At 64.9% G+C, this 25,216-nt stretch carries 22 protein-coding genes and 5 tRNA genes; 8 read left to right on the top strand and 19 right to left on the bottom strand.

The genetic code is table 11. From position 1 onward, the window contains the following. Positions 1–166: 166 nt before the first annotated feature. The gene (locus P2869_RS07365; protein ID WP_026122112.1) at positions 167–601 is read right to left on the bottom strand and encodes a universal stress protein; all 435 of its coding nucleotides are present in this window, start codon (positions 599–601) and stop codon (positions 167–169) included. Between the two features lie 184 nt (positions 602–785). After that, complete coding sequence (locus P2869_RS07360) at positions 786–1,694, bottom strand: LysR family transcriptional regulator (protein WP_017778107.1); 909 nt, start codon at positions 1,692–1,694, stop codon at positions 786–788. Between the two features lie 164 nt (positions 1,695–1,858). Between P2869_RS07360 and P2869_RS07355 the strand changes: the two genes are divergently transcribed. After that, positions 1,859–2,638, top strand: coding sequence for a haloacid dehalogenase type II (locus P2869_RS07355; protein WP_277597891.1), 780 nt, complete (start codon positions 1,859–1,861; stop codon positions 2,636–2,638). A gap of 83 nt (positions 2,639–2,721) precedes the next feature. Further along, the gene (aceB, locus tag P2869_RS07350; RefSeq protein WP_277597890.1) at positions 2,722–4,314 is read left to right on the top strand and encodes a malate synthase A; all 1,593 of its coding nucleotides are present in this window, start codon (positions 2,722–2,724) and stop codon (positions 4,312–4,314) included. 126 nt (positions 4,315–4,440) lie between these two features. On the opposite strand, the gene P2869_RS07345 is transcribed toward aceB, so the two are convergent. Together P2869_RS07345 and rraA are read right to left on the bottom strand one after the other, a co-directional pair. Next, a complete protein-coding gene (locus P2869_RS07345) occupies positions 4,441–4,851 on the bottom strand; it encodes a gamma-glutamylcyclotransferase family protein (RefSeq protein ID WP_017778104.1) in 411 nt (136 codons plus the stop codon). 16 nt (positions 4,852–4,867) lie between these two features. Then, a complete protein-coding gene (rraA, locus tag P2869_RS07340) occupies positions 4,868–5,359 on the bottom strand; it encodes a ribonuclease E activity regulator RraA (protein ID WP_017778103.1) in 492 nt (163 codons plus the stop codon). A 237-nt stretch (positions 5,360–5,596) separates the two neighbouring features. Between rraA and P2869_RS07335 the strand changes: the two genes are divergently transcribed. Beyond that, positions 5,597–6,496: a helix-turn-helix transcriptional regulator gene (locus P2869_RS07335; RefSeq protein ID WP_277597889.1), complete on the top strand. Its 900-nt coding sequence runs from the start codon at positions 5,597–5,599 to the stop codon at positions 6,494–6,496. Positions 6,497–6,598: 102 nt separating this feature from the next. Here P2869_RS07335 and P2869_RS07330 read toward each other — a convergent pair whose 3' ends face one another. The 7 genes from P2869_RS07330 to gltX all read right to left on the bottom strand — a co-directional run bounded on the left by P2869_RS07330 (position 6,599) and on the right by gltX (position 9,571). Further along, positions 6,599–7,063 (bottom strand): GNAT family N-acetyltransferase, encoded by a 465-nt coding sequence (locus P2869_RS07330; protein ID WP_026122111.1) that lies wholly within the window; start codon positions 7,061–7,063, stop codon positions 6,599–6,601. 203 nt (positions 7,064–7,266) lie between these two features. After that, positions 7,267–7,343: transfer RNA gene (locus P2869_RS07325), tRNA-Asp, on the bottom strand. Between the two features lie 86 nt (positions 7,344–7,429). Next, a tRNA-Glu gene (locus tag P2869_RS07320) sits at positions 7,430–7,505 on the bottom strand. 59 nt (positions 7,506–7,564) lie between these two features. Further along, a tRNA-Asp gene (locus P2869_RS07315) sits at positions 7,565–7,641 on the bottom strand. A gap of 81 nt (positions 7,642–7,722) precedes the next feature. Further along, positions 7,723–7,798: transfer RNA gene (locus P2869_RS07310), tRNA-Glu, on the bottom strand. 181 nt (positions 7,799–7,979) lie between these two features. Next, positions 7,980–8,055: transfer RNA gene (locus P2869_RS07305), tRNA-Ala, on the bottom strand. Positions 8,056–8,161: 106 nt separating this feature from the next. Beyond that, positions 8,162–9,571 carry a glutamate--tRNA ligase gene (gltX, locus tag P2869_RS07300; RefSeq protein ID WP_277597888.1) on the bottom strand — a complete coding sequence of 470 codons (1,410 nt, stop codon included), beginning with the start codon at positions 9,569–9,571 and terminating at the stop codon, positions 8,162–8,164. A gap of 308 nt (positions 9,572–9,879) precedes the next feature. Between gltX and P2869_RS07295 the strand changes: the two genes are divergently transcribed. Continuing rightward, on the top strand, positions 9,880–11,016 hold the full coding sequence (locus tag P2869_RS07295) for a patatin-like phospholipase family protein (RefSeq protein ID WP_277597887.1): 1,137 nt from the start codon (positions 9,880–9,882) through the stop codon (positions 11,014–11,016). Positions 11,017–11,255: 239 nt separating this feature from the next. On the opposite strand, the gene P2869_RS07290 is transcribed toward P2869_RS07295, so the two are convergent. The 5 genes from P2869_RS07290 to P2869_RS07270 all read right to left on the bottom strand — a co-directional run bounded on the left by P2869_RS07290 (position 11,256) and on the right by P2869_RS07270 (position 17,705). Continuing rightward, positions 11,256–11,930 (bottom strand): C40 family peptidase, encoded by a 675-nt coding sequence (locus P2869_RS07290; protein WP_277597886.1) that lies wholly within the window; start codon positions 11,928–11,930, stop codon positions 11,256–11,258. 114 nt (positions 11,931–12,044) lie between these two features. Further along, a complete protein-coding gene (locus tag P2869_RS07285; RefSeq protein ID WP_277597885.1) occupies positions 12,045–13,691 on the bottom strand; it encodes a dipeptide ABC transporter ATP-binding protein in 1,647 nt (548 codons plus the stop codon). After that, positions 13,688–14,767 carry an ABC transporter permease gene (locus P2869_RS07280; RefSeq protein ID WP_017778094.1) on the bottom strand — a complete coding sequence of 360 codons (1,080 nt, stop codon included), beginning with the start codon at positions 14,765–14,767 and terminating at the stop codon, positions 13,688–13,690. Before P2869_RS07280 ends, P2869_RS07285 begins: the two co-directional genes overlap by 4 nt. A 28-nt stretch (positions 14,768–14,795) precedes the next feature. After that, positions 14,796–15,833 carry an ABC transporter permease subunit gene (locus P2869_RS07275; protein WP_017778093.1) on the bottom strand — a complete coding sequence of 346 codons (1,038 nt, stop codon included), beginning with the start codon at positions 15,831–15,833 and terminating at the stop codon, positions 14,796–14,798. Between the two features lie 78 nt (positions 15,834–15,911). Continuing rightward, positions 15,912–17,705 carry an extracellular solute-binding protein gene (locus P2869_RS07270; RefSeq protein WP_277598069.1) on the bottom strand — a complete coding sequence of 598 codons (1,794 nt, stop codon included), beginning with the start codon at positions 17,703–17,705 and terminating at the stop codon, positions 15,912–15,914. 297 nt (positions 17,706–18,002) lie between these two features. Between P2869_RS07270 and fabI the strand changes: the two genes are divergently transcribed. Continuing rightward, positions 18,003–18,794: an enoyl-ACP reductase FabI gene (gene fabI, locus P2869_RS07265; protein ID WP_126875680.1), complete on the top strand. Its 792-nt coding sequence runs from the start codon at positions 18,003–18,005 to the stop codon at positions 18,792–18,794. 196 nt (positions 18,795–18,990) lie between these two features. On the opposite strand, the gene P2869_RS07260 is transcribed toward fabI, so the two are convergent. Further along, positions 18,991–19,353 (bottom strand): hypothetical protein, encoded by a 363-nt coding sequence (locus tag P2869_RS07260; RefSeq protein WP_026122109.1) that lies wholly within the window; start codon positions 19,351–19,353, stop codon positions 18,991–18,993. Between the two features lie 424 nt (positions 19,354–19,777). On the opposite strand from P2869_RS07260, the gene P2869_RS07255 reads away from it, so the two are divergent. Both P2869_RS07255 and zwf read left to right on the top strand, forming a co-directional pair. Beyond that, entirely contained in the window at positions 19,778–20,629 is an 852-nt protein-coding gene (locus tag P2869_RS07255) for a MipA/OmpV family protein (protein ID WP_199541507.1), read from the top strand. A 289-nt stretch (positions 20,630–20,918) separates the two neighbouring features. Further along, positions 20,919–22,394: a glucose-6-phosphate dehydrogenase gene (gene zwf / locus P2869_RS07250; RefSeq protein WP_199541506.1), complete on the top strand. Its 1,476-nt coding sequence runs from the start codon at positions 20,919–20,921 to the stop codon at positions 22,392–22,394. 38 nt (positions 22,395–22,432) lie between these two features. Here zwf and P2869_RS07245 read toward each other — a convergent pair whose 3' ends face one another. Then, complete coding sequence (locus P2869_RS07245) at positions 22,433–23,035, bottom strand: LysE family translocator (RefSeq protein WP_277597884.1); 603 nt, start codon at positions 23,033–23,035, stop codon at positions 22,433–22,435. A 60-nt stretch (positions 23,036–23,095) separates the two neighbouring features. After that, positions 23,096–24,352, bottom strand: a complete 1,257-nt coding sequence (locus P2869_RS07240) for an NAD(P)/FAD-dependent oxidoreductase (RefSeq protein WP_026122107.1) — start codon at positions 24,350–24,352, stop codon at positions 23,096–23,098. A 117-nt stretch (positions 24,353–24,469) separates the two neighbouring features. Between P2869_RS07240 and P2869_RS07235 the strand changes: the two genes are divergently transcribed. Further along, positions 24,470–25,207 (top strand): class I SAM-dependent methyltransferase, encoded by a 738-nt coding sequence (locus tag P2869_RS07235; protein WP_277597883.1) that lies wholly within the window; start codon positions 24,470–24,472, stop codon positions 25,205–25,207. Positions 25,208–25,216 lie beyond the last annotated feature (9 nt).

The raw sequence follows: 25,216 nt of genomic DNA, 5'->3' as shown, positions 1-25,216 counted from the left end.
AGGTACGCGCGTTCGCAGGCCAGTATGGTCGACCCCATACGACGGACTGCAAGCCTGGAAAAAATGCCAACGCGGCACAACCGCGACAGCACGCAAAAGAACGGAACGCGCCGGACCACCGGCGCGATTTCGCTGCGGGCCGCGTTTTTGACGGCCTCGCTTGTCGCTATCGATACACGATCACAGGAATCTTCGTATGGGTCAGCACGCGCTGCGTCTCGCTGCCGATCAGCAGGCTGCCCAGGCCACGCCGTCCGTGCGAGGCCATGAAGATCACGTCACAACCGCCCTGTTCCGCGGCTTCGATGATCCCGAGATACGGTGACGGGTGCACGCTCGTCTGGCAGTCGCAGGCCACGCCCGCGCTGCGCGCAGCTTGCTCGACCTCCTGCAGATGCACCTGCGCTTCACGTTCGCTGCGCTGCTGGAAATCGACGGGCGGCTCGATCACGACTTCGGAAAACGGCGAGTACGGATATTGCGGCAGGCACGCATACGCCGTCACGCGCGCCCCCACGGCTCGGGCGAGATCGATGGCGCCGTCGATCGCCTTCTTCGACAGTTCCGATCCGTCGGTTGGAACGAGGATGTGCCTGAACATGGCGCCCTCCGTGGTGGGCAGCGGCGCGATCTGCACAGCGCCGGACTGCGGCGGTGGTGTCGGAATGGTCTCGCATCGCGGACCTCTTGCTTCGATTCTAGTGCGCCGAAAAACGCCCCAGCACACGGGTGCGGGTCTGTACCCATATCGGAAACCCGCGCGCAGCGCGGCGCAAGGCGGGGCGTCAACCTTCGCCCCAGTAGCCGGGCTGCTCGTAGGTATGTTTGAGGAAATCGAGAAAGAGCCGCACGCGCAGCGGCAAATGGCGGCGCTGGGGAAACACGGCGTGAATGCCGATGGGTGGCGCGGCAAAAGCGTCGAGCACGCTCACGAGCCGTCCGGCCAGTACGTCGGTGCCGACTTCCCACCAGGAGCGCCACGCGAGCCCGTGCCCTTCGAGACACCATTCGTGCAGGACCGCACCGTCCGAGCATTCCATGGTGCCCGAGACGCGGATCGAGACCACCTTGTCGTCCTGCTGGAACGTCCAGCCACGCTGCTGGTTGGCGCTCGCCGCCAGCGCAAGGCAATTGTGATGGGCGAGATCGGCAAGCGTGGCCGGCGCGCCGCGGCGTGCGAGGTAGCCCGGCGAAGCCACGCAGAGCCGCCGGTTCTCGCCCAGCCGCAACGACACGAGCGACGAATCCGGCAATTCGCCGAGACGCACGGCGCAGTCGAAGCCTTCGTTCACGAGGTCCACCATGCGGTCCGAGAGATCGAGCGTGACCGAGACGTCGGGATGTGCCACGGTGAACGCGGGCACGAGCGGCGCCACGTGGCGCCGTCCGAAACCCGCCGGCGCCGAGACGCGCAGGTGGCCGCTCGCCTTGACCCCGCCCGCCGACACGCTCGCTTCGGCGTTCTGCATCTCATGCAGCACGCGCTGGCAGTCTTCGAGAAACGCGGAGCCTTCGAACGTGAGCGTGATGCGCCGCGTGGTGCGCACGAGCAGTTTCACGCCGAGGCGCTCTTCGAGAGCGTCGATGCGCCGCCCGATGATGGCAGGCGCCACGCCCTCGGCCTGTGCCGCGGCCGAAAGGCTGCCCTTCGCCGCCACGGCAACGAAGGTTTCGATCTGTTTGAAGCGGTCCATCGCGTCACCGTAAGCGGTTCGAGCGTCGGAAAAATGAGTTTCCGAGCGGTGAGCGACAGATTAGGTAGATAGAAGTAAAAGATCAAGTGACGATTCAGGGCTTTCTTTGCTTTTACCATCACGAATAGAATCGTCGTTGACCTCTGATAACGGAGCGCACGGCTATGTCGGCCACAACGACACCCTTTCCCAAAGCAGTGATTTTCGACGCGTACGGCACGCTCTTCGACGTGCATTCGGTCGTCGCCGCAGCCGAGCAGTTGTTCGCGGGCCACGGAATCGCGCTGTCGCAGCTGTGGCGGCAAAAGCAGATCGAATACACGCAGCTGCGCACGCTCTCCGACCCCGAAGGCGGCGCGCGCTACCAGCCGTTCTGGAACATCACGCTCGACGCCTTGCGCTTCTCCGCCCGCAAGCTGGGCCTGCCGCTCACCGCCACCGGTGAAAAGCGGCTGATGGACGAATACGCGTGTCTCTCGGCTTTTCCCGACGTGCTGCCCGTGCTGCGGCAGTTGCGCGCCCGCAATAGCAGCAATAGCGCAGGGCGCGCGCCGGGCCTCGCCATTCTCTCGAACGGCAATCCGCAGATGCTCGACATCGCCATCAAGAGCGCCGGCATGACCGGGCTCTTCGATCACGTGCTTTCCGTGGACGCCGTGCGCGCCTACAAGCCCTCGCCCGCAGCCTATGCACTCGGCACGCAGGCTTTCGGTGCCGCCCCGCGCGACATCGTGTTCGTTTCGTCGAACGGTTGGGACGCCGCGGGCGCCGGCTGGTTCGGCTACACCACGTTCTGGATCAACCGCCAGGGTGCGCCCGCCGAGGAACTCGGCGTGCGGCCCGACGGCACAGGCAGCGGCATGGCGGAACTCGCCGCATTTCTCGAAACCCATGCGCCGCCCGACCGGAGCGCGGCCCGCGTGCGCCACAGCCCCGGCGCATGAAGGGCCGCCGTTCCGCGTGGACGGCGTACGCAGTAACCGCTTTCACATCCGATTCACATCTGACCGACCAGGGAGCAGCCATCATGGCCAATTCGTTGCAGACACCGCAGGGCATGCAGATTACCGGCGAGATCGCGCCGGGCTTCGAAACGATCCTCACGCCAGAGGCGCTGGCGCTCGTCGCGCAACTGCATCGCGCGTTCGAGCCGCGCCGCCAGGAGCTGCTCAAGGCACGCGCCGAGCGCACGAAGCGCCTCGACGCCGGCGAGCGCCCCGACTTCCTCGCTGAAACGAAGAGCGTGCGCGACGGCGACTGGACCATTGCGCCGCTGCCGAAAGACCTGGCATGCCGCCGCGTGGAAATCACGGGCCCGGTCGAGCGCAAGATGATCATCAACGCGCTGAACTCGGGCGCGGACTCGTACATGACCGACTTCGAGGACTCGAACACCCCGAACTGGAACAACCAGATCACCGGTCACCTCAACCTCAAGGACGCTGTCCGCCGCACCATTTCGCTCGAGCAGAACGGCAAGTCGTATCGTCTCAACGACAAGATCGCGACGCTGATCGTGCGTCCGCGCGGCTGGCACCTCGACGAAAAGCACGTGACCGTGGACGGCCAGCGCGTCTCGGGCGGCATCTTCGACTTCGCGCTGTACCTCTTCCACAACGCGAAGGAATTGATCGCGCGCGGCAGCGGCCCGTACTTCTATCTGCCGAAGATGGAGAGCCATCTCGAAGCGCGCCTGTGGAACGACGTCTTCGTCGCCGCCCAGGAAGCTGTCGGCATTGCCCGCGGCACGATCCGCGCGACGGTGCTGATCGAAACGATCCTCGCTGCGTTCGAGATGGACGAGATTCTCTATGAACTGCGCGAGCACAGCTCGGGCCTCAACGCGGGCCGCTGGGACTACATCTTCTCGGCCATCAAGAAGTTCAAGAACGACAAGGACTTCTGCCTCGCGGACCGCTCGCAGATCACGATGACCGTGCCGTTCATGCGCGCCTACGCACTGCAGCTGCTCAAGACGTGTCACCGCCGCAATGCGCCGGCTATCGGCGGCATGAGCGCGCTGATTCCGATCAAGAACGATCCGGCCGCCAACGACAAGGCAATGGGCGGCGTACGTTCGGACAAGGCGCGCGACGCAGGCGACGGCTACGACGGCGGCTGGGTCGCGCACCCGGGCCTCGTGCCCGTGGCGATGGAAGAGTTCGTCAAAGTGCTTGGCGACAAGCCGAACCAGATCGGCAAGCAGCGCGACGACGTGCAGGTGACGGCGAAGGATCTGCTCGACTTCCGTCCGGAAGCGCCGATCACCGAAACGGGTCTGCGCAACAACATCAACGTGGGCATCCACTACCTGGGCTCGTGGCTCACCGGTAACGGCTGCGTGCCGATCCACAACCTGATGGAAGACGCCGCCACAGCAGAAATTTCGCGCTCCCAGGTATGGCAGTGGATCCGCTCGCCGAAGGGCACGCTGGAGGACGGCCGCAAGGTCACGGCCGAACTCGTGCGCGCCCTCGCGAAAGAGGAACTCGTGAAGGTGAAGAACGTGGTGGGGGGCGATACGGCGCCGTACGAGCGCGCGGCTGAAATCTTCGAGCAGATGTCGACGGCAGAGCAGTTCACGGAATTCCTCACGCTGCCGTTGTACGAGGAAATCTGAGTATCGTGACTGCTATTGCGGGGCCGGCCCGGCTGTGAAAGGCGGGCCGGCTTGCAGTAGCGGGCGGAATGGGTGGCGGCGTAGCGCACGCGGATTGAGAAACCCTCGGGCGACCTCAGACGTCGCTCAGCGCGCGCGACGATGCGCCACCCAGTCTCCGTTCCTGATCTCCGGCAATCCTCTCGTCGACTCCAGCGCGACGGGATAGAACCGGCAGGTGAATGCCACGCCGTGCAGCTCGACCTGCGTGTGGCGGGCGAGAAACAACCCTTCCACGCCCGGATACACCTCTTCGATCTCATCGAGCACGGCGACGAGCGCATCGTCGATCTCGTAGACGTCGCCCTTCACGGGCAACGCGCGATCGCCCACCTGCTCCACCACCAGGCCCGGATACGCGCCGAAGTCGAACAGCCTTCCCGGCACACAGGCCTCGCCCACGAGCACCGGCGTCGCGATGTCGTAACGCGCCGCGGCTGCATTGATGTCGTTGATCTCTCCCGCCCGCAAGGTGCCGTAGACGAACACGTACTGCATCAAGCGTCTCCCGACTTCAGAGCGGCACGTTGGCAACCAGCACGCCGTCCGCATCGGCGTAGACCCATTCGCCAGGCCGCACGGTGGTGCCGGGCAAGCGCACCGGCACGTCGCGCTCGCCGCCGCCGCGTTTCTGGCTGCGCTGCGGGTTCGTGGCCAGCGCGGCAATACCGATCTCGCATTCGTTCAGTTCGACCGTGTCGCGCACGCAGCCGTACACCACGATGCCCGCCCAGCCGTTGGTCTCTCCGAGCTTGCCGAGGTTGCCCCCGACCAGCGCGCATCGCAGACTACCTCCGCCGTCCACCACGAGCACGCGGCCCTCGCCGGGCTGTTCGAGCGCGGCACGCACGAGCGTGTTGTCTTCGAAGACCTTCAGCGTGGCGGCCGGACCGCAAAAGGCCGGCGTGCGGCCGAAGAAACGAAAGACCGGATCGAGCACGCGCAGCGTGCCGGCGGCGAGCTGGTCCTCGTGCGCGTCGCAGAGATCTGCAGTGGCCTGGGTCATGGAGCTTCCTCCCAATGGTTCGGGTTTGGCAATGGGTTCGATGCCGTCGAAATCGCACGCATTATGCCCGCATATGAGGCAGGGAAGAAAAGGCGGCGGCAACCGGCCGACGGGGCTCCGCATGGGGTTGTGCCCCGGCGGGCATGCGAGCCTCGCAGACGCGAGGAGCGAGCCTGCAGCGTGTGCTTCGCCCGCCTACAATGTCGGAGCCGCCGCCGTCCCGGAGCCGCGCCCGCCATGCTACTCGACGCCACCTCGCCTTCTTCCGACCAAGTCCACTTCGCCGACATTCCGCCGGACTTCGCGCCTACGCCGGTTCATCCCATCCGCGTGCGTTCGCGGCCCATGCCGGCTGGCGTGCGCATCGCGCGGCACACACACGGTTGGGCGCAGGTCGCCTACGCATCGCGCGGCGTGCTGCGCGTGGCCACCAGCGGGACGACCTGGATGGTGCCGCCCTCGCGCGCAATCTGGGTGCCGCCGCATGTGACGCACGAAGTCGTCATCGTGGAAGATGCGTTCCTGCGCACGCTCTATGTGGACGAGACGGTGGTGCCCGAGGGACTGGATGCGTGCCGCGTGGTGGAGGTATCGGGGCTGCTGCGCGAGGTGATCGCGGCACTCGATACGCAAGGGCTGCCTTCGTATCGTGAGCGGCTGCTCGGCACGCTGGCCCTCGATGAGATCACGCGCTCCGAGCCGTTGCCGCTCTCGGTGCCGATGCCCGCGGAAAAGCGGCTGCGCACGCTCTGCGAAGCACTGATTGCCGATCCGGCCGGCTCGGTGTCGCTGGAACACTGGGCGGCCAGCATCGGCGCGAGCACGCGTACCATCGCCCGGCTGTTCCGCCAGGAACTGGGCATGAGCTTCTCGCAGTGGCGCCAGCAGGCCATCCTCGCTCGTGCGATTCCCTTGCTGAACCAGGGGCGGCCCATGTCGCTCGTCGCGGAGGAACTCGGCTACCAGAGCCAGAGCGCGTTTTCGGCGATGTTCCGACGGGCCTTCGGGCAGAGCCCGCGCGCATTCATCGCACGCGACATCGCGCATCGCGAGGACAACGGGACCATGCTCGCCACTCCAGACGAGCTGTTGTCGTCTGATGTTGAGGCCGACACCGCGCCACCCGTGCGCACGTAATCTGCGGTGGATGCAACTGCGGTATCACGCAATTGCTGAAGCGGGTTGGCGGGCGCAGAAGAGCTGGTTTAGAGACTGACGAAAGCGATGGGATCCATCGCATTACACCTTGCGCGCCATGTGCCGAATGGAGCCGAGCCGGGCCAGCCGGGGGCCCGCGGGCCGATATCCCATGCGCTGATAAAGTTTTGCCGCCGGGTTGTCGACGAACACACGTAGCTGAAGCTCCTTCAGACCGCGTTCGCGCGCCCACTGATGCGAGATGCCGAGCAGGAAGGTGCCTGCGCCCTGATGTCGGTGGCCTTCGGCGATCTGTACGTCCCGGATATGCAGCGAGTCGTTTTCTTCAGTCACCCGCAGTACGCCGATCGCTTCGCCCTCAGCTTCCAGAATGAAGTTCTCGGATTCGCGCCAGCTCGCGAGAAACAGGTCGCCGCGCCAGACGAGATGGTGCCGCCGATAATAGCCGTCCATGTTCGTGCGCGTAAGCGCTTCGGCGAACTCGAAGTCTTCCATGGTGGCGCCGCGCAGGTGGAAGCGGGATGGAACGTCGTTCGGGGCAAACATGGCACACTGGCGAGAGAAGAACCTGCACAACGGTAAGGCAGGCCGCGTGTGCTGGCAATGGCTGTTTTTCCCGAAGCGGCGGGGAACGACGGACTGGCGTTTCGATCCGGCAAGTTCAAGGCAAGCTCAAACGCGACCGCCCGGTGCCCATGGGACAAACAACAAAAAAGCCCGCTGGGTACTCCCAGCGGGCTTCTCGTTTCTGGCGGAGCGGACGGGACTCGAACCCGCGACCCCCGGCGTGACAGGCCGGTATTCTAACCGACTGAACTACCGCTCCAAACTCTACAGCTTCGCGCACATCGCCTTGTGGCCGGGTACGCTGCATCGCCTCATGCTGCACGGCGCTGCTACCCTGTGTGTCTTTGGCGTCCCCTAGGGGATTCGAACCCCTGTACTCACCGTGAAAGGGTGATGTCCTAGGCCTCTAGACGAAGGGGACAACACAGGCTTACACCTTAATAAAAAAGCCCGCTCAAGTGCGCCTGAACGGGCTTTGTCTGGCGGAGCGGACGGGACTCGAACCCGCGACCCCCGGCGTGACAGGCCGGTATTCTAACCGACTGAACTACCGCTCCAGTCTTTACATCATGGCTTACGGGCGTCGGTTAGTTCCCGCATGCTGCTTCGCCGGTTACTGCTTGGCGCCGCTAATGTCCTGGCGTCCCCTAGGGGATTCGAACCCCTGTACTCACCGTGAAAGGGTGATGTCCTAGGCCTCTAGACGAAGGGGACATAATCTTTGCAGATTGACCGCTTCTGCATCGTATTGCTCATTGCGCTGCTTATTGCCCGCAACTTACTGCCAACTACCTGCAACAGCGAAGACCGCTATATTAACTGCCCTACCGCTGCTTGTGAAGCCTTTTTTCTACAAACACCCGGCTGGGCAGAAAGGACATTCACGATGTTCTGATGGTGGAGGTAAGCGGGATCGAACCGCTGACCTCTTGCATGCCATGCAAGCGCTCTCCCAGCTGAGCTATACCCCCTTGCAGAACAGAAGCGAGATTGTAGAGACCGAATTGCGGTTTGTAAATACCCTTTGAGCTTTCACACGCAACTTTCTCGCTCGCAACGAACCCGCAGCGACCCCGCTTATGCCAGCGCCTTGCTGATGCGCTCCACCACTACCTCGCGCGAGAAGAGCGAAAGTACGCTATCGATCGAGGGCGTGTGTGTGGTGCCCACCACCAGCAGACGAACAGGCATCGCGAGCTGCGGCATCTTGAGCTTGTGAGCAGCGAGCGTGGACTTCAGCGCGGCCGCGATGCCCTCCTTCGTCCACTCGGCGCTGCGCAACGCCGTGGCGAGATCCGCGAGTGCGCCACGCACGACATCGGTTACGTGCTGCGCCAGCGCTTCAGGTTCAGGCTGCGGCTCGCGGTAGAACATGACAGCGTTTTCCGCGATCTCTCTGACGGTCGACGCCCGATCCTTGAGCAACGCGATCACACCGTCCAGTGACGGGCCTGCCTCGATCATCGCCGCTTCGATGCCAAGCGTCGCGAAGAACGGCTTGGCCAGTTCGGCAAGACGCGCGCTGTCGGTCTCTTTGATGTAGTGATTGTTGAGCCAGTTCAGCTTGTTGTGGTCGTACTGCGCGGGCGACTTGCCGAGGTGCTCGAGGTCGAACCATTCGACGAACTGCTCACGCGAGAAAATCTCGGCGTCGCCATGTGACCAGCCGAGCCGCGCGAGATAGTTGAGCACGGCCTCGGGCAGATAGCCCTCGTCGCGATAGCCCATCACGCTCATGGCGCCATGACGCTTGCTCATCTTCTCGCCCTGTTCGTTGAGCACCGTGGGCAGATGCGCGTAGACCGGCGGCTGCGCACCGAGCGCACGCAGGATGTTGATCTGGCGCGGCGTGTTGTTCACGTGGTCGTCGCCGCGAATCACGTGCGTGATGCGCATGTCGAGGTCGTCCACCACGACGCAGAAGTTGTAGGTGGGCGTGCCGTCGGGACGCGCGATCACGAGATCGTCGAGTTCCTCGTTGGAGATTTCCACCCGTCCTTTCACGGCGTCGTCCCATGCCACAACGCCGGTCAGCGGATTCCGGAAGCGCAGCACCGGCTTCACGCCTTCCGGGGGCGTGGGCAGCGTCTTGCCGGGCTCGGGCCGCCACGTGCCGTCGTAACGCGGCTTGAGGCCCTCGGCGCGCTGTCTTTCACGCAGCGCGTCCAGTTCTTCCGTCGACATGTAGCAGGGGTACACGAGGCCCTGCTCCGCCATCTGCGCCAGCACCTCGCGATAGCGGTCCATGCGCTGCATCTGGTAGAACGGGCCCTCGTCGTAATCGAGACCGAGCCACGCCATGCCTTCGAGAATGGCGTCGACCGACTCCGACGTCGAGCGTTCCAGGTCCGTGTCCTCGATGCGCAGCACGAAGGTCCCTTTGTGATGGCGCGCGAACGCCCACGGGTAAAGCGCGGAGCGAATGTTGCCGAGATGGATGAAACCGGTGGGACTCGGTGCGAAGCGGGTACGGACAGAGGTGGTCATATGGATGAGCTCGGAGACGGCGTCGCGCGTGCGGGCAAGGCTGCCTCGGTCTCGTGAAGGACTCGCCGCAGTTGCCCGAGCGGCAGTGCAAGATGCCTGCCGATGACGCCCTGCGGCGTTTTGCCTGCGCGACGCGAATAAAAAATTCGACCTGCGATTATACCCGCCGAGGCTTCGGTGGACCGGGCGTGCCCACGCGGCTCGCGCGCAAACGAGGCCAGGCGCGCAGCGCTTGCTGCCTTCCAGGCGCGGCATCCGGGCATGCCGCATGTCCCTGGCAGGACGTTTGGCGTCCCGCCGGAACTAGCATGTCCGCTCGGTTCGTGTATCCGTCCACTGCTGCCCGTTTGCTTTATGATGTGCCCGCGCCGGCGCCCGTTGCCGACGCGGTGCGCGCCGCACGATACACCACAGCCTTCGCGCCGCGCGCGTTGCATGATCCGCGGCATACGCCCCGGCTACGGGCCGGCCGCGCGTTGCCGCAGTTGGAGAAATCGTTGAAGCCTTCCTCGCCATCCATGGGCCGCCGCGCGTTTTCGCTCGCTGCGGCCTCGGCCGTGCTCACCGCCTGCGGCACCGCAGGCACACAGACCCACAACGCCCCCAACACGCCGAATGCCGCGGCCACGCCACCCGTCAGCAAGCCAACGCGTCCGCTGCGGGTCGGGCTCGCGCTCGGCGGCGGCGCTGCGCGCGGCTTTGCGCACATCGGCGTGATCAAGGCGCTCGAAGCACGCAATGTGCAGATCGATCTGGTATGCGGCACGAGCGCGGGCTCCGTGGTTGCCGCGCTCTACGCTTCGGGCATGAGCGGCATCGCGATCAACAAGCTTGCCTTGACGATGGATCAGGCATCCATCAGCGACTGGGCCATGCCGTTTCGCGCGCGCGGCCTGCTGCAGGGCGTCGCGCTGCAGAACTACCTGAACACGACGCTGAACAACCGCCCCATCGAGAAAATGGCGAAGCCACTCGGCGTTGTCGCCACCGATCTGAGGACCGGCGAGCCGATTCTGTTCCAGCGCGGCAACACGGGCATCGCGGTGCGGGCGTCGTGCAGCGTGCCGTCGATCTTCGAGCCCGTGAAAATCGGCGGCCACGAGTATGTGGACGGGGGGCTGGTGAGCCCGGTGCCGGCCGCGTTCGCGCACAAGATGGGCGCCGATTTCGTGATCGCCGTGGACATCTCCGCCCGCCCGGAAACGGGACTCACGCAAAGTTCGTTCGATGTCCTGATGCAGACGTTCACCATCATGGGCCAAACCATCAAGGCCTATGAGCTCGACAAATATGCGGACTTCGTGATCCGGCCGAATCTGTCCGCCATGAGCAGCAGCGACTTCGGTCAGCGCAATGCGGCGATTCTCGCCGGCGAAGAAGCCGTGGCGCGGATCATGCCTGATCTCGAACGCAAGCTCGCGCAGAGCCGGGCCACGGTCGCGTAAGGCGCGCTTCGATCAGACGGCGGGACTGCGGCCGGGCGAGTCTTCCCAAACTGGAATTCGTCCCGCGCCGCCATCTGCCGCGCTGCTCGCCCCGGTAGCACGAGCGCCACGTGCTCGATGGTTTACTGGTGGGCGATTGAGCCCCACAAGCACAAAAAGCCCGCTTTCAAACGAAGCGAGCTTTCTGTCGAATTTCCGAAGACCCGGGGAAAGGAAACGCCCCAGCGAAGCAACTTCGCTCAGTTGCCGCCGATGGTCGCGCTCACGCGCTGCTTCAGGTCCTGCTGCTGCGGATAGGTGGTCTCGACGCGGCGTGCGCCCGTGAAACGCTTTTCCCAGTAGCCGTCATCCATATCGTCGACGCGGATCGTGCTGCCCGTGGAAGGCGAATGCACGAACTTGTTGTCGCCGATGTAGATGCCAACGTGCGAGAACGTGCGGCGCATCGTGTTGAAGAAGACGAGGTCGCCCGGCTTCAGCTCCGAGAGGCGTACCTTCTCGCCCACCCGGCTCATTTCTTCGGCACGGCGCGGCAGCGCAAGTCCCAGCGTGTCCTGGAATACGTAGCGCACGAAGCCGCTGCAATCGAGGCCCGAATCCGGCGTGGTACCACCCCAGCGATAGCGCACGCCGATCATGTTCAGCGCGCCCACGACCACGTCGCCGGCCTTGCCCGCCATGCCCGACAGAAAGGACCGGGTACCGCTCGTGCTGTCGCTCGCTGCGGGGGCCTGGGTGTTGCTGGTGAGGGAGGGAGACTGCGAATTCGTCGAGAATTGCGACGAATTTGAGGCATTCTGACTAAAACTGCTTGCTTCGTCGGCGAACGTGCCGGAACTTGCTGCCATCAGGACGCCGATGAACATCCCGGCGACGGCGCGTGCGCAAGCCTGGGTCAAATGTCTGTGGTGCATCGGTCGGTAGAATTTGCCCGAAAATCAGGGGGTTAGAAGAAAACTTTGGACGATACTAGCCAGTAAGTATTCGCGTGTCAAAACAAATAGAAAAAAACAATCATCACACGCACCTCATTGGGGAATATGCCCGCCGAGGGCCGCCTGGAGCAGCTTTCGCGTATAAGGATGGGTCGGCTCGGCGAATATCTTGCCCACCTCGCCGGTCTCCACAATGGCACCGTTTTGCATCACCACCACCCGGTGCGCCATGGCGCCGATCACCTCGAGGTCGTGGCTGATGAAGACGTAGCCGAGGTTGTACTTGCGCTGCAATCCGGCCAGCAGCTTGAGCACCTGCTGCTGGATGGACACGTCGAGCGCGCTCGTCGGCTCGTCGAGAATCAGGATGCGCGGCTCCAGCACGAGCGACCGCGCGATCGCGATGCGCTGCCGCTGCCCTCCCGAAAACTCGTGCGGATAGCGATAAAGCACCGTGCGGTCGAGCCCCACTTCGCGCAGCACCGCGACGACCTTGTCGCGCCGCGCCTTCGCATCGAGTTGCGGCCGATGCAGCGCGAGCCCCTCGCCCACAATCCGCTCGATGGTGTGCCGCGGCGAGAGCGAGCTGAACGGATCCTGGAACACCACCTGCATGTTCGAGCGCAATTCGGTCTGCTCGCGGCCGCGATAGCTCGCAAGCGAGCGTCCCTGGAACTCGATTTCGCCGTGCGCAGTGCGCTGCAGCCCGAGCAGCGCCATCGCAAGCGTCGATTTACCGGAACCCGATTCGCCGACGATGCCGAGCGTCTCGCCCTGTCGCACCGACACGGTGGCGTCGTCCACCGCGCGAAAGCGCCCCGTGCGAAACCAGCCGCGAATGCCCGGCAACGGGGTGGGGAAATCGACGCTTACGCCGCGCGCATCCAGCAGCACGGGAGAAATCGGCAACACGGGCACGACGGTGCGCTCAGGCCGGCTGTGAAGCAGCCGCTGCGTGTATGGATGCTGCGGCGACTCGAAGATCGTCTCGACAGGCCCGCTCTCCACCAGTACGCCACGCTCCATCACGGCCACGCGCTGCGCAAAGCGGCGCACGAGGTTCAGGTCGTGCGTGATGAGCAGCACGGCCATGCCGCGCTTCTGCGCTTCGTCGCGCTGAAGCTCCAGCAGCAGATCGACGATCTGCGCGCGAATGGTGACGTCGAGCGCCGTGGTGGGCTCGTCGGCGAGCAGCAACTGCGGCCGGCACGCGAGCGCCATCGCGATCATCGCGCGCTGCCGCTGCCCGCCCGAAAGCTGATGCGGATAGCTCGCCACGCGCCGCTCCGGCTCGGCGATGCCCGTGCGCGCGAGCAGCGCCGCGGCCTGACGGTACGCCTGCGGCTTCGTCAGGCCATCGTGCAGCATGATGGTTTCCGCGATCTGCTCGCCCACCGTGAAGAGCGGATTCAGGGCCGTCATAGGCTCCTGGAAGATCATCGCGATGTCGTTGCCGCGCAGGGCGCGCATCTCGCGTTCGCTCTTCGCGAGCAGGTCCTCTCCGTTGAAGCGGATCGCGCCGCTCACCTGAGCGTCCGCGAGCAGACGCAGTACGGAAAGCGCCGTGACGGTCTTGCCCGAACCCGATTCGCCCACCAGCGCCACGCGCTCGCCGCGCGCAATGGAGAGCGTCACGTCGTTGACGGCCACCGTATCGCCGAACGCCACCCGCAGCCGCTCGAGCGAGAGCAGCGGCGTACCGGCCGCGGGCGCGGCCTTTTCGCTGACGGCGGCGCTCACTGGTTGCCTCCCGCGCGCATGGCGTCGGCAATGCGCGTATCGAGCGCGTTGCGCAGCGCGTCACCCATGAACGTGAGCAGCAGCAGCGTCACGACGAGCACGCCGAACGTCGACATCGAAATCCACCACGCGTCGAGATTGGCTTTGCCCTGGGCGAGCAGTTCGCCAAGGCTCGGTGTGGGCGCCGGCACGCCCAGGCCGAGAAAGTCGAGGCTCGTGAGCGCGAGAATCGCACCGCTCATGCGAAACGGCAGGAACGTGATGACCGGCGTGAGGCTGTTGGGCAGCACGTGTCGCCAGATGATCTGCCAGTTGGAGAGCCCCATCGCGCGCGCTGCGCGCACGTAGTCCTGATTGCGATTGCGCAGAAACTCGGCGCGCACGTAATCGGAGAGGCCGATCCAGCCGAACAGCGAGAGCAGCACGATCAGCAGGATGAAGCCCGGCTCGAAGATCGAGGAGAAGATGATGAGCAGATACAGTTCGGGCAACGCGCTCCAGATCTCGATCAGGCGCTGGCCGACAATGTCGACCTTGCCGCCGAAGTAGCCCTGCACCGCACCCGCCAGCATGCCGAGCAACGTGCCGATGGCCGTGAGCACGAGCGCGAACTCCACCGAAACGCGAAAGCCGTAGACGAGCCGCGCGAACAGGTCGCGACCGCGGTCGTCAGTACCCAGCCAGTTCGCGCGCGAAGGCGGCGCCGGATTCGGGACTTTCGAGAAATAGTTGAGTGTGTCGTAGTAGTACGGATTGGGCGGGTAGATCGCGAAGTTGCCCGGCTCGTCGAAGCGATGCCGGATGTACGGATCGAGATAGTCGGCGGGCGTCGGAAAGTCGCCGCCGAATGCGGTCTCCGGATAGTCCTTGAAGAGCGGGAAATACAGCTGCCCCTCGTAGCGCACGACGAGCGGCTTGTCGTTGCACCACAGCGGCGCCGCAAGGCTCGCCGCGAAGGCGAACACGAAGACGACGAGGCTCCAGTAACCGAGGCGCTGCTGCCTGAAGCGCTGCCAGATGCGCCGCGCCGGCGACGGCGACACGAATGCGCGCACCGGCTGCGCGGAGGAGGACATCTCAGGGCCAACGCGGGCTCGGCTCAACTCAGTGCTCCAGATGCTCGAATTGAATGCGGGGGTCGACCAGCACGTAGCAGAGGTCGGAGATCAGTTTCGTCACCAGGCCGATCAGCGTGAACAGATAGAGCGTGCCCAGCACAACGGGGTAGTCGCGCCGGATCACGGACTCGTAGGAGAGCAGGCCGAGCCCGTCGAGCGAAAAGAGCGTCTCGATCAGCAGGCTGCCCGTGAAGAAGGCGCCGATGAACGCGGCCGGAAAGCCCACGATGAGCGGCAGCAAGGCATTGCGAAACACGTGCTTCCACAACACCGTGCGCTCGGAGAGGCCCTTCGCGCGTGCGGTCAGCACGTACTGCTTGCGCACTTCGTCGAGGAACGCGTTCTTCGTGAGCATCGTGACGACGGCGAAGCTGCCCACCACCGACGCAACGACGGGCAGCGTGATGTGCCAGAGATAGTCCAGAATCTTGCCGCCGAGCGACAGCGAATCCCAGTTGTCCGAGACGAGATTGCGCAGCGGAAAGAGCTGCAAGAACGAGCCGCCGCCGAACAGCACGAGCAGCAGCACGCCCAGCACGAAGCCCGGAATCGCGTAGCCGACGAGTACGAAAAGGCTCGTGACCAGATCGAAGCGCGAGCCGTTGCGCACGGCCTTCGCGATACCGAGCGGCACCGATATGAGGTAGGTGAGAAAGAAGGTCCACAGGCCGATGCTGATCGACACCGGCAGCTTCGAGACGATCAACGACCACACGCTTTGATGCCGGAAATAGCTATCGCCCAGATCGAAGCGCGCGAAGCGGCCCAGCATCATGAAGTAGCGTTCGAGCGGCGGCTTGTCGAAGCCGTACAGCGCCTTGAGTTGAGCGATCTGCTGGGCGTCCACGCCCGTGTGGGCGCGCATGCCGAACGGCAAGCCCTGCTCCGCGCCTTTGCGCAGATCATGCAGCGCCTGCTCCACCGGCCCACCCGGCACGAACTGGATCACGACGAAGGTCAGCGTCAGTACGCCGAGGAGCGTCGGGATCATCAGTAGCAGGCGCTTGAGGATATAGCTCGACATAGGCGGAATCCGGATGTTTGAACGGGACGGCGCGTGTGAGCGGCGCGTGACGGGTCCACTCTCGCGCAAACCGCTGCGCTAGTGGCTCGCCGCTGCCGCAGGCGGTGTCTTGAACCACCACGTCGAGATGATCCAGTCGCTCGCGGAATAGTACAGCGGCAGCGTACGCGGCCGCGCGAGCGTGTTCTTGAACGCCACGCGATGCACCGCGCTATACCACTGCGGCACCACATAATAGCCATGCATCAACACCCGGTCGAGCGCATGCACCGCGTCGACAAGCGCCTCGCGCGTCTGTGCCGCGACGATGGCGCGCAACAGCGCATCCACCACCGGCGACTTCAGGCCGATCAGATTGCCCGAGCCCTCCTCGTCCGCCGCCTTGCTGCCGAAGCGGTCCAATTGCTCCGTGCCCGGCACCTGGACGTCGGGATAGCGGATCGTCGTCATGTCGAAGTCGAACGCGTCGAGGCGCTTCTGATAGAGCGCGAAGTCCACGGCGCGATAGCTGACCTTGATGCCGAGCTTCTGAAGGCTGCGCTGATACTGCGCCATGATGGGCTCCCAGCGCGCCGACCCGCTCGTGTCGTCGAGCACTTCGAATTCGAAGGGTTTGCCTTGCGCGTCGCGCAGCGCCCCGTCCCGATAGGTCCAGCCGGCCTGCGCGAGCAGCGCGCGCGCCTTGAGCAGATTGGCGCGCAGTGACCCGGGCGGGTCGGTATCGGGCTGCACGGGCGGCGGCCCGAACACCGCGGGATCGAGCTTCGAGCGCCAGGGATCGAGCAGCGCGAGTTCGCCCGGCGAAGGCAACCCTTTCGCCTGCAGGTCCGTATTCACGAAGAAGCTATCGATGCGCCGGTACTGGCTGTAGAACAGTTGCCGGTTCAGCCACTGGAAGTCGAGCGCGAGATCGAGCGCCTCGCGCACGCGCACGTCCTGAAAGAGCGGACGGCGCAGGTTCATGATGAAACCCTGCATGCCGGCGCCGTTGTGCTGCTCGAACTCGCGCTTTTGCAGCTCCCCGCTGTCGAAGCGCTTGCCCACGTCGCGTCGCACCCAGTTGCGTGCGACGTACTCGACGAGCGCATCGTATTCGCCGGCCTTGAATGCTTCGAGACGGGCGACGTCGTCGGCGTAGAGCTTGTAGACGATGCGCTCGAAGTTGTACATGCCGGCACGCACCGGCAGATTGGCACCCCAGTAGTTCGGGTCGCGGCGATAGGTGATCGTGCGTGCGTTCGAGTAGCTCTCGATCAGATACGGACCGCTGCCGATGGGCTTTTCGAACGCGAGCTGGTCGAACGGGATGCGCGTACCGTCGGGCCGCAATCCCCATTTGTGCGAGAACACCGGCATGCTGCCTGCCATCAACGGCAGTTCGCGGTTGCGCGCGCGAAACTCGAAGCGCACGGTGGACGGGTCGACCACCACGGCGCGCGTGATGTCGGCATACGACAGAACGACGGGCGGCGCGGCCTGCCGGCTCTTGAGCATGTCGAGTGAGAACTTGACGTCTTCAGCGGTGACCGGGTCGCCGTTCGAGAAACGCGCGTGCGGATTGATATGGAACGTGACGGACATGCCGTCGGGCGCAACCCGAATGTCGTCGGCAAGAAGCCCGTACGCCGATGCCACTTCGTCGGAGCTTCCCGTGGTCAGGCTCTCCAGCAGCAGCCCGAGACCAGGCGCCGCGTTGCCGCGCATCGTGAACGGGTTGAACTTGTCGAAGCTCGTGAGCCGGTCGGGGTTCGCGAGCACGAGCGTGCCGCCTTTGGGCGCCGCCGGGTTCACGTAATCGAAATGGCTAAACCCGGGCGGGTACTTCGGTTCGCCATACTGTGCAATGGCATAGGCGCCCCAGGCCGGCTGCATCGCGGCGAAGGCAACGAGCACCGTTGCAGCCGATAACGCCACTGCGGCACGCCCTGTGTTGCGCCACGTCCGCCAGGCACCACGGGCGACACTACGGGCAGCACTCCGGACATATATAACGACCGCATGACGGCCTCTTTCGAGCGATGCCCCGCCCCGTCGCGAGCCAGTCGGCGAGCCAGTTGTCATAAGGGCTTGTTTATCCAGTTGGCGGTTGCAGTGTGAGAGAATTCTACCCAACCTGCGCGACGCCGCGCACCATAGACAGCGGCGCGCTGCCCCACATTAGGAGAATTCATGGGCTTTCTGGCTGGCAAACGCATCCTGTTGACGGGTCTTCTGTCGAACCGCTCCATCGCCTACGGCATTGCTCAGGCGTGCCGGCGCGAAGGCGCCGAACTCGCCTTCACGTACGTGGGCGAACGCTTCAAGGACCGCATCTCCGAATTCGCCGCGGAATTCGGCAGTGACCTCGTCTTCCCGTGCGACGTGGCCGACGACGCCCAGATCGAAGCGCTGTTCGTCTCGCTCGGGCAGCACTGGGACAGCCTCGACGGGCTCGTGCACTCCATCGGCTTCGCGCCGCGCGAGGCAATCTCGGGCGACTTCCTCGAAGGTATGACGCGCGAGAACTTCCGCATCGCTCACGACATCTCGGCGTACAGCTTCCCCGCCCTCGCCAAGGCCGCGCTGCCGCTGCTCTCGCAGGACGCGTCACTGCTCACGCTGTCGTACCTCGGCGCCGAGCGGGCCATCCCGAACTACAACACGATGGGCCTCGCAAAGGCCGCGCTCGAGGCGAGCGTGCGTTATATGGCGGTTTCGCTCGGCGGCAAGGGCGTGCGGGTGAACGGCATCTCCGCCGGCCCGATCAAGACGCTCGCTGCGAGCGGCATCAAGAGCTTCGGCAAGATTCTCGACTTCGTGGAACACAACGCGCCGCTCAAGCGCAACGTGACGATCGAGCAGGTCGGCAACACGGCGGCGTTCCTGCTCTCCGAACTGGCTTCGGGCATCACCGCGGAAATCGTCCACGTGGATAGCGGCTTCAATGCCGTGGTCGGCGGCATGGCGCCCACGGAAGAATGAGCGGTGACAACAGGCGTTGACTGTCCCGAGGCTCAGCGACCGGTTTGATGTTGGCGCTTCACATCCGGCTTCACATCCGGGCTTCACCTCTTCTTCTCGCCTCATAAAAAAACCGCTCTTCCGAGCGGTTTTTTTATGCCTTGCACCTACCGGCCTTCCGGGCGCCATTGACCACAAAAGCGCCCAGCCGTCGCCCTCAATGGCGCCATCCGTCGTGACCGCCGCCATGGTCATGATCCCAGCCGCCGTGGCGGCCGCGGTCCCACCCGCGGTGATAGCGGTACCACTCGTCGCGATTCCAATAGCGGCGGCCGTCCCAATAGCGATCGCCGTGCCAGCCAATCACGATGGCCGGCGCCGGGTACACGGGCGCGGGATAGATGGGCGCCGGCTGATAGACAACTGGCGGAGGCGGCGGCGCATAAACGGGAGCCGGCGCGACATACACGGGGGCCGGAATGCCGATGTTCACCCCCACGCTCACGCCGGCCATCGCCGCACCGGACACACCGATTGCCAGTCCTCCTGCCACCCATGCAACAACACGCGCGAACTTCATGATTCACCCTTTTTGCTGATGTGCTTACGACCTAATGGTTGCGCGGACTATACCGCAGGCTCGCTTTTCGCGTATTTCAGCTTTGTAATAACTGCTGCATAAGATCGCACGAAAGCCCGCACGGTTACGTCCCGTAACATAAGGTTGTCGTGCCCGAAAGCGCAGGCCCGCGAACCGCGCCGGCACTGAGTGGACCCGCTGCGCGCGCCGTGCATCAAGGCCGCGCACGAACCGGGGCCAGGCCGAAACGGCAGCGACGCGGTCCCATCACGGCGCTTCGGAACGGCTCTTGCTTACCCGGGTGATTGCGCCCCATTGCAAGGCCATGGCCTCGGCGGCGACATGCGCCACCGGCGGGCGGTGGCGTGTCGCGGCGCGGGACCGGTCGCCGGAATCGCAACGGGCCGTCTACAGGAGCTCATTCATGCATAAGCGTACGACCGCCGCAGCGGCATCGGTCATTGCCACGCTCGCAGCAGCAGTGGCCACCCCCGCCTCGGCACAGACGCCGTCGCCGCTCGCCGAATGGCAGTACACGGCGGGCATTCCGCTCGAAAAACTCATGCAGCCGTCGCTGCCGACCTGGCGTATCCGCGTCGGTCCCGCTGCGAGCTTCCGGCCCCTTTACGACGGCTCGGACCGCTATCACATGGTGGCCGGCCCCAGCATCGACATCCGCTACCGTGACCTGTTCTTCCTCTCCACCGGCGAAGGCATCGGCATGAACGTGCTGTCCGGGCCGAACTGGCGGGTCTCGCTCGGCGCGGCCTACGACCTGGGCCGCCGCGCACGCGACGACTCCAGCCGGCTCGGCGGCATGGACAACATCAACCCGGCCCCGGCGGTCAAACTCGCCGGGGAGTACGTGATCTCGAAGTCGTTCCCGCTCGTGCTGCGTGCGGACGTGAGGCGCTATTTCGGCGGCTCGAACGGCTGGGTCGCGGACCTCGGCGCCTATATGCCGATGCCGGGCAGCTCCCGAAAGTTCGTCTGGTTCGCGGGCCCCGGCGTCACCTTCGCCGACTCGCGCTATATGAATAGCTGGTTCGGCGTGACGCCGAACGAAGCGGCCCGCTCGGGCCATCCCGCCTACCGTGCGGGTGCGGGCGTCAAGTCGTTCGGCTTCGGCGTGAGCGCGACCTGGATCATCAACAAGCACTGGCTCGCGAGCGGCGACGCCGCGATCCAGCAGCTGGTCGGAGACGCCGTCCACAGCCCGATCACGCAGCGCGCGACCGGCACGGTGCTCGACATGACGGTGACCTACCAGTTCTGACGGCCGGCTGCCGAATATCCCCTGAATATCCCCTAAGATTACGCACAGGCGGCCGTGCGCCGGCCTGTGCGGCCTGCATCTCTTCCGCGCAACGCCCTCCTGCACGAACGCCGATAAACGGGCACCATAGCGTGCACCGCAGATACCTGCGGAAAGACGCCCGACGCGTGCCCGCATGCGGGCGCCCGCGGTCCGGATCGGTCCGGGTCTATCCTGATCGATCTCGCCCGGTGCCGACCCGCTCGACCCGTCCCAACCCGGCCCCTAACCGTCCACCTCCAAACGCACCATGACCACTCAGGCCCCAACCGCTGCGTCAGACCGCCCGCTCGACATGATCATCTTCGGCGGCGCCGGAGACCTGTCCGCGCGCAAGCTGCTGCCGGCGCTCTACATGGCCCACCTGCACGGCAACCTGCCGGCCGACACGCGCATCATCGCCATCGGCCGCCGCGACTGGACGCGCGAGCAGTATCTGTCCTTCATGGAAGAACACTCGCGCCCGTTCGTCGACAGCAAGGCGCTCGATGCGCTCGCGTGGGACAGATTCCTCGCGCTCTTCGACTACGTGCGCATCGATGTGGGCGCCCAGGGCGACTACAGCCGCCTGTGCGCAGCCGCGCGCCGCAGTGCGCAGCGCGTGTTCTATCTCGCGACTTCGCCCGAGCTTTTCACGACCATCTGCGACAACCTCACGGCCTGCGGTCTTGTGGACGACCACGCACGCGTGGTGCTGGAAAAGCCGCTCGGCCACGACCTCGAATCGGCGCGCGCGATCAATGCCTCGGTGGGCCAGCACTTTCCCGAGCAGCAGATCTACCGGATCGACCACTACCTCGGCAAGGAGACGGTGCAGAACCTCATGGTGCTGCGCTTCGGCAACGCCATCTTCGGACCGCTCTGGCAGGCGCCCTACATCAAGAGCGTGCAGATCACGGTGGCCGAAACGGTGGGCGTGGGCAGCCGCGCGGGCTTCTACGACCAGACGGGCGCCATGCGCGACATGGTGCAAAACCACCTGCTCCAGTTGCTGTGTATCGTCGCGATGGAGCCGCCCGTCTCGCTCGACCCCGACGCCGTGCGTGACGAGAAGCTGAAGGTGCTGCGCTCGCTGCGCCCCATGACCATGGCCGAAATCGCGCGCGACACCGTGCGCGGCCAGTACACGGCAGGCGCCGTGTCGGGCGAGCCGGTGAAGGGCTATCTGGAAGAGGACAACGTGCCGGCCGACAGCCACGCCGAAACGTTCGTCGCACTGCGCGCGCAGATCAACAACTGGCGCTGGGCCAACGTGCCGTTCTTCCTGCGCACGGGCAAGCGCATGCCGAAGCGTCGCTCGGAGATCGTGATCGACTTCGCCGACCTGCCGTTCTCGATCATCCCGAGCGGTCCGCGTAAGTACGGCAATCGTCTCGTGATCCAGCTCCAGCCCGAGGAATCCATCCAGCTGCAGATGCTCGCGAAGGAGCCCGGCAGCGGCCTGCACATGCTGCCCGTCAATCTGAATCTCGACCTCCAGCAGGCCTTCACGGGGCGCCGCGCGGAGGCTTACGAGAGGCTGTTGATCGACGTGATCCGCGGGCGTCTCACCCACTTCATGCGCCGCGACGAACTCGAGGCGGCTTGGGCGTGGGTGGAGCCGATCCTGAACGGCTGGAAGGAACTGGGCGACCGGCCGCGCAACTACACGGCGGGCACCTACGGGCCGGCTGCGTCGTCGGCGCTGATGGCGCGCGAGAACATGGCCTGGGCCGAAGAAGCCTGAACGTCGGCGCGAATGGCGGGCACGTCCTGTCGTGCCCGCTATCGATTGAGCACCGAATACAGCAGCGAACCCGAGAACGCGACCAGCACGACCGAGGCGCCGCGCAACAGCGTCGACGTGTGCCGCGCCCACCTGCGCCGCGCCATGAGCAGACCGCCGAGGCTCGACCAGCCGATGCCCACCGGGATCAGCACGATCCAAAACGCGGCGATGGTCATGACGAAATAACGGATCGACTGAAACGCTTCCAGCGGAAACAGCGTGCTCGCAAACAGCAGCGCCTTTGGATTGAGCAGCGTCGTCACGAAGAGATCGCGAAACGTGACAGGGCCACCCGGCACGTCGTGCAACGCGCGGCTCGTCCCCCACATCTTCACCGCGAGCCAGAGGATATAGGCCGCGCTCACTAGCTTGACCGCCACCGGCAGCCACGGCCGGCCCACGGCGAGCGCGCTCAGGAAGAATCCCCACGCGGCAATGCCCACGAAGTAACCGAGCGCCTCGGCGATCAGAAGCGGCCACGTCCCGCGCAGTCCCACCTTGAGCCCTGACGAGAGCAACAGCGTGTTCGTGGGGCCCGGCATGACGAGCACGAGCGCCACGTACAGCGACATCTTCAGCAATATGTCGAGATTCGGCATCGCACTTTCTGGCTCACCTGGTTCATCACGCTTGCGGCCCGCGCGTGCAGAGGACCGTGCTCATTGCGCGGGCCGAAACACGGTGCACGCATCGTGCAGCGCGTCGAGCCGGCGCACCGGGTCCGCGACATAAGGGTTCGATTCGTCCCACGCATATCCCGCCAGCACGGCGCTGATCATGCGGCGAATGCCGGGCGTCTGTTGCGGGTAGTAAATGATGTCCTGCAACTCGCCCGTGTACCAGCGCTCGACGAACGCGCGAAACGTATCGATGCCCTTGCGCAGCGGCACGTCGTAATCGCCATGCCAGTCGACTGTCTCGCCGCTCAACTGGCGCTCCACCGCCTTCACGGCGAGATGCGCGGAGCGCAGCGCAATGGTGACGCCCGAAGAGAACACGGGGTCGAGAAACTCGCCCGCATTGCCGAGCAGCGCGTAGCCCGGTCCATGCAGACGCTCGACGTTCGCCGAATAACCGCCGATCTGGTTCACCGGCATCAGGAACGGCGCATCGCCGATGAGACGGTTAAGCGTGGGCTCCTCGCGAATCAGCGTGCGCAGTCTGGCTTCGCGTGCCGATGCCTCGACGTTCAGGAACGCCGCATCCGCCACGCACCCCACCGAGGAACGACCGCCCGCGAGCGGAATCATCCAGAACCAGACGTCGCGCCGCTCGGGATGAGTGGCGATGCAGATCTTGTTGCGGTCGGTCGCGTCGAGCGGCAAGCCATCGCGCACGTGGCTGAAGATGGCCGAGCGCGTGGGCAGCCCCGTGGGCGCCTCGAGGTTCAAGAGGCGCGGCAGCACGCGGCCGAAGCCGCTCGCGTCGAACACGAAGCGCGCGTGCACTTCGTAGCTCTGACCGTCTTCGTCGGCGACCTGAAGCACCGGCGCGCTACCCGTTTCGATCGCACGCACCGTGTGGCCGAAGCGCACCTCGGCGCCCTGCTGCGCGGCGCAGCGAATCAGCAGGTCGTCGAACTGCGCGCGCTCCACCTGCCAGGTCGTGCCCCAACCGGGCGTGTGCTTGTCGCGAAAATCGAACGATGACGACTGGTCGCGCCACACGAAATGCGCGCCGTTCTTGTACTGGAAACCGGCTTCCACAAGCGTCTGAAGCATGCCGGCTTCTTCCAGATACGCCATGCTCTGCGGCAGCAGGCTCTCGCCAATCGAAAAGCGGGGAAAGTGCTGACGTTCCAGCACGAGCACCGAACGCCCGGCCTTTCTGAGCAACGCAGCCGCAACTGCGCCCGCAGGACCGGCGCCAATGATCGCCACGTCTACCGCCTTCCTATGGGATGAAATAGTGCTCACGGCTTCCTCTCGTTTCTTCGTCGTGTGTTCATCGTGCTCAGGTCGTGCCTGGGTCGCGCTTGCCATTACAATGTCGCGCAGCCGTTCTACTCACCCAACATGCGCGGGGAATAAACCATGTCGCCGTCCGAAACATCCAGTGTGCCTTTCGTGCCAGAGACGGCATTCGGTGTCTGGTTCCTGCGCACCCACACGTGGGAACACCACGTGCTACGTGTGGCGATCAACGACCTCAAACGGCTCATCGATACGCCTCTGCCGGCAGCGCCGGTCATTGTCGACGTGGGCTGCGGTCAGGGCAAGTCGTTCCGCCTGCTCGCCAACGCGTTTAGTCCGCAGCGCATCGTTGGCATCGATTATCACGCCGAGTCGGTCGCGCTCGCGGAGCAATCGGGCGAGGCGTGTCGCGCTCAAGCCGCCGCGCCGCTCGACATCGAACTGCTGCGCGGCGATTGCGCGAATCTGCCGCAGGCATCGGCCAGCGCCGACATCGTGTTCTGCCATCAAACCTTCCATCACCTCGTCGAGCAGGAGCGCGCGCTCGCCGAATTCCATCGCGTGCTGAAACCGGGCGGCGTGCTGCTCTTTGCCGAATCCACCGAGGCCTACATCAAGTCGTGGGTGATCCGGCTGCTGTTCCGTCACCCCATGCAGGTCCAGAAAAGTGCCGACGGCTATCTCGACATGATCCGGCAGGCAGGGTTCCGCTTCGGGCCGCAGAACGTGTCGCTACCGTACCTGTGGTGGAGCCGCGCCGCCGACTTCGGCCTCTTCGAGCGGCTCGGCCTTCATCATCCGAAGCCCGGCAAGCGGCGTGAAACGCTCGTCAACGTGGCGGCCGTCAAAGCGTCCTGAGCCTCCAGG

Origin of the sequence: Paraburkholderia sp. SUR17 (genome assembly GCF_029536165.1) — a bacterium.
GTDB classification, from domain to species: Bacteria; Pseudomonadota; Gammaproteobacteria; order Burkholderiales; family Burkholderiaceae; genus Paraburkholderia; species Paraburkholderia kururiensis.
The sequence above is the reverse complement of the archived record's forward strand: the minus strand, read 5'-3'. Positions and strand labels throughout refer to the sequence as shown.

Excerpts from the sequence above, each read along its gene's own strand:
- rraA (WP_017778103.1), bottom strand. The coding sequence starts at position 5,359 with ATGACCCAGGCCACTGCAGATCTCTGCGACGCGCACGAGGACCAGCTC.
- P2869_RS07295 (WP_277597887.1), top strand. The coding sequence starts at position 9,880 with ATGTCCGCTCGGTTCGTGTATCCGTCCACTGCTGCCCGTTTGCTTTAT.
- P2869_RS07365 (WP_026122112.1), bottom strand. The coding sequence starts at position 601 with ATGTTCAGGCACATCCTCGTTCCAACCGACGGATCGGAACTGTCGAAG.
- P2869_RS07330 (WP_026122111.1), bottom strand. The coding sequence starts at position 7,063 with ATGTTTGCCCCGAACGACGTTCCATCCCGCTTCCACCTGCGCGGCGCC.
- zwf (WP_199541506.1), top strand. The coding sequence starts at position 20,919 with ATGACCACTCAGGCCCCAACCGCTGCGTCAGACCGCCCGCTCGACATG.
- P2869_RS07345 (WP_017778104.1), bottom strand. The coding sequence starts at position 4,851 with ATGCAGTACGTGTTCGTCTACGGCACCTTGCGGGCGGGAGAGATCAAC.
- P2869_RS07270 (WP_277598069.1), bottom strand. The coding sequence starts at position 17,705 with ATGCAGCCGGCCTGGGGCGCCTATGCCATTGCACAGTATGGCGAACCG.
- P2869_RS07235 (WP_277597883.1), top strand. The coding sequence starts at position 24,470 with ATGTCGCCGTCCGAAACATCCAGTGTGCCTTTCGTGCCAGAGACGGCA.
- P2869_RS07245 (WP_277597884.1), bottom strand. The coding sequence starts at position 23,035 with ATGCCGAATCTCGACATATTGCTGAAGATGTCGCTGTACGTGGCGCTC.
- P2869_RS07260 (WP_026122109.1), bottom strand. The coding sequence starts at position 19,353 with ATGAAGTTCGCGCGTGTTGTTGCATGGGTGGCAGGAGGACTGGCAATC.
- P2869_RS07360 (WP_017778107.1), bottom strand. The coding sequence starts at position 1,694 with ATGGACCGCTTCAAACAGATCGAAACCTTCGTTGCCGTGGCGGCGAAG.
- gltX (WP_277597888.1), bottom strand. The coding sequence starts at position 9,571 with ATGACCACCTCTGTCCGTACCCGCTTCGCACCGAGTCCCACCGGTTTC.
- P2869_RS07335 (WP_277597889.1), top strand. The coding sequence starts at position 5,597 with ATGCTACTCGACGCCACCTCGCCTTCTTCCGACCAAGTCCACTTCGCC.
- P2869_RS07280 (WP_017778094.1), bottom strand. The coding sequence starts at position 14,767 with ATGTCCTCCTCCGCGCAGCCGGTGCGCGCATTCGTGTCGCCGTCGCCG.
- P2869_RS07290 (WP_277597886.1), bottom strand. The coding sequence starts at position 11,930 with ATGCACCACAGACATTTGACCCAGGCTTGCGCACGCGCCGTCGCCGGG.
- P2869_RS07255 (WP_199541507.1), top strand. The coding sequence starts at position 19,778 with ATGCATAAGCGTACGACCGCCGCAGCGGCATCGGTCATTGCCACGCTC.
- P2869_RS07355 (WP_277597891.1), top strand. The coding sequence starts at position 1,859 with ATGTCGGCCACAACGACACCCTTTCCCAAAGCAGTGATTTTCGACGCG.
- aceB (WP_277597890.1), top strand. The coding sequence starts at position 2,722 with ATGGCCAATTCGTTGCAGACACCGCAGGGCATGCAGATTACCGGCGAG.
- P2869_RS07275 (WP_017778093.1), bottom strand. The coding sequence starts at position 15,833 with ATGTCGAGCTATATCCTCAAGCGCCTGCTACTGATGATCCCGACGCTC.
- fabI (WP_126875680.1), top strand. The coding sequence starts at position 18,003 with ATGGGCTTTCTGGCTGGCAAACGCATCCTGTTGACGGGTCTTCTGTCG.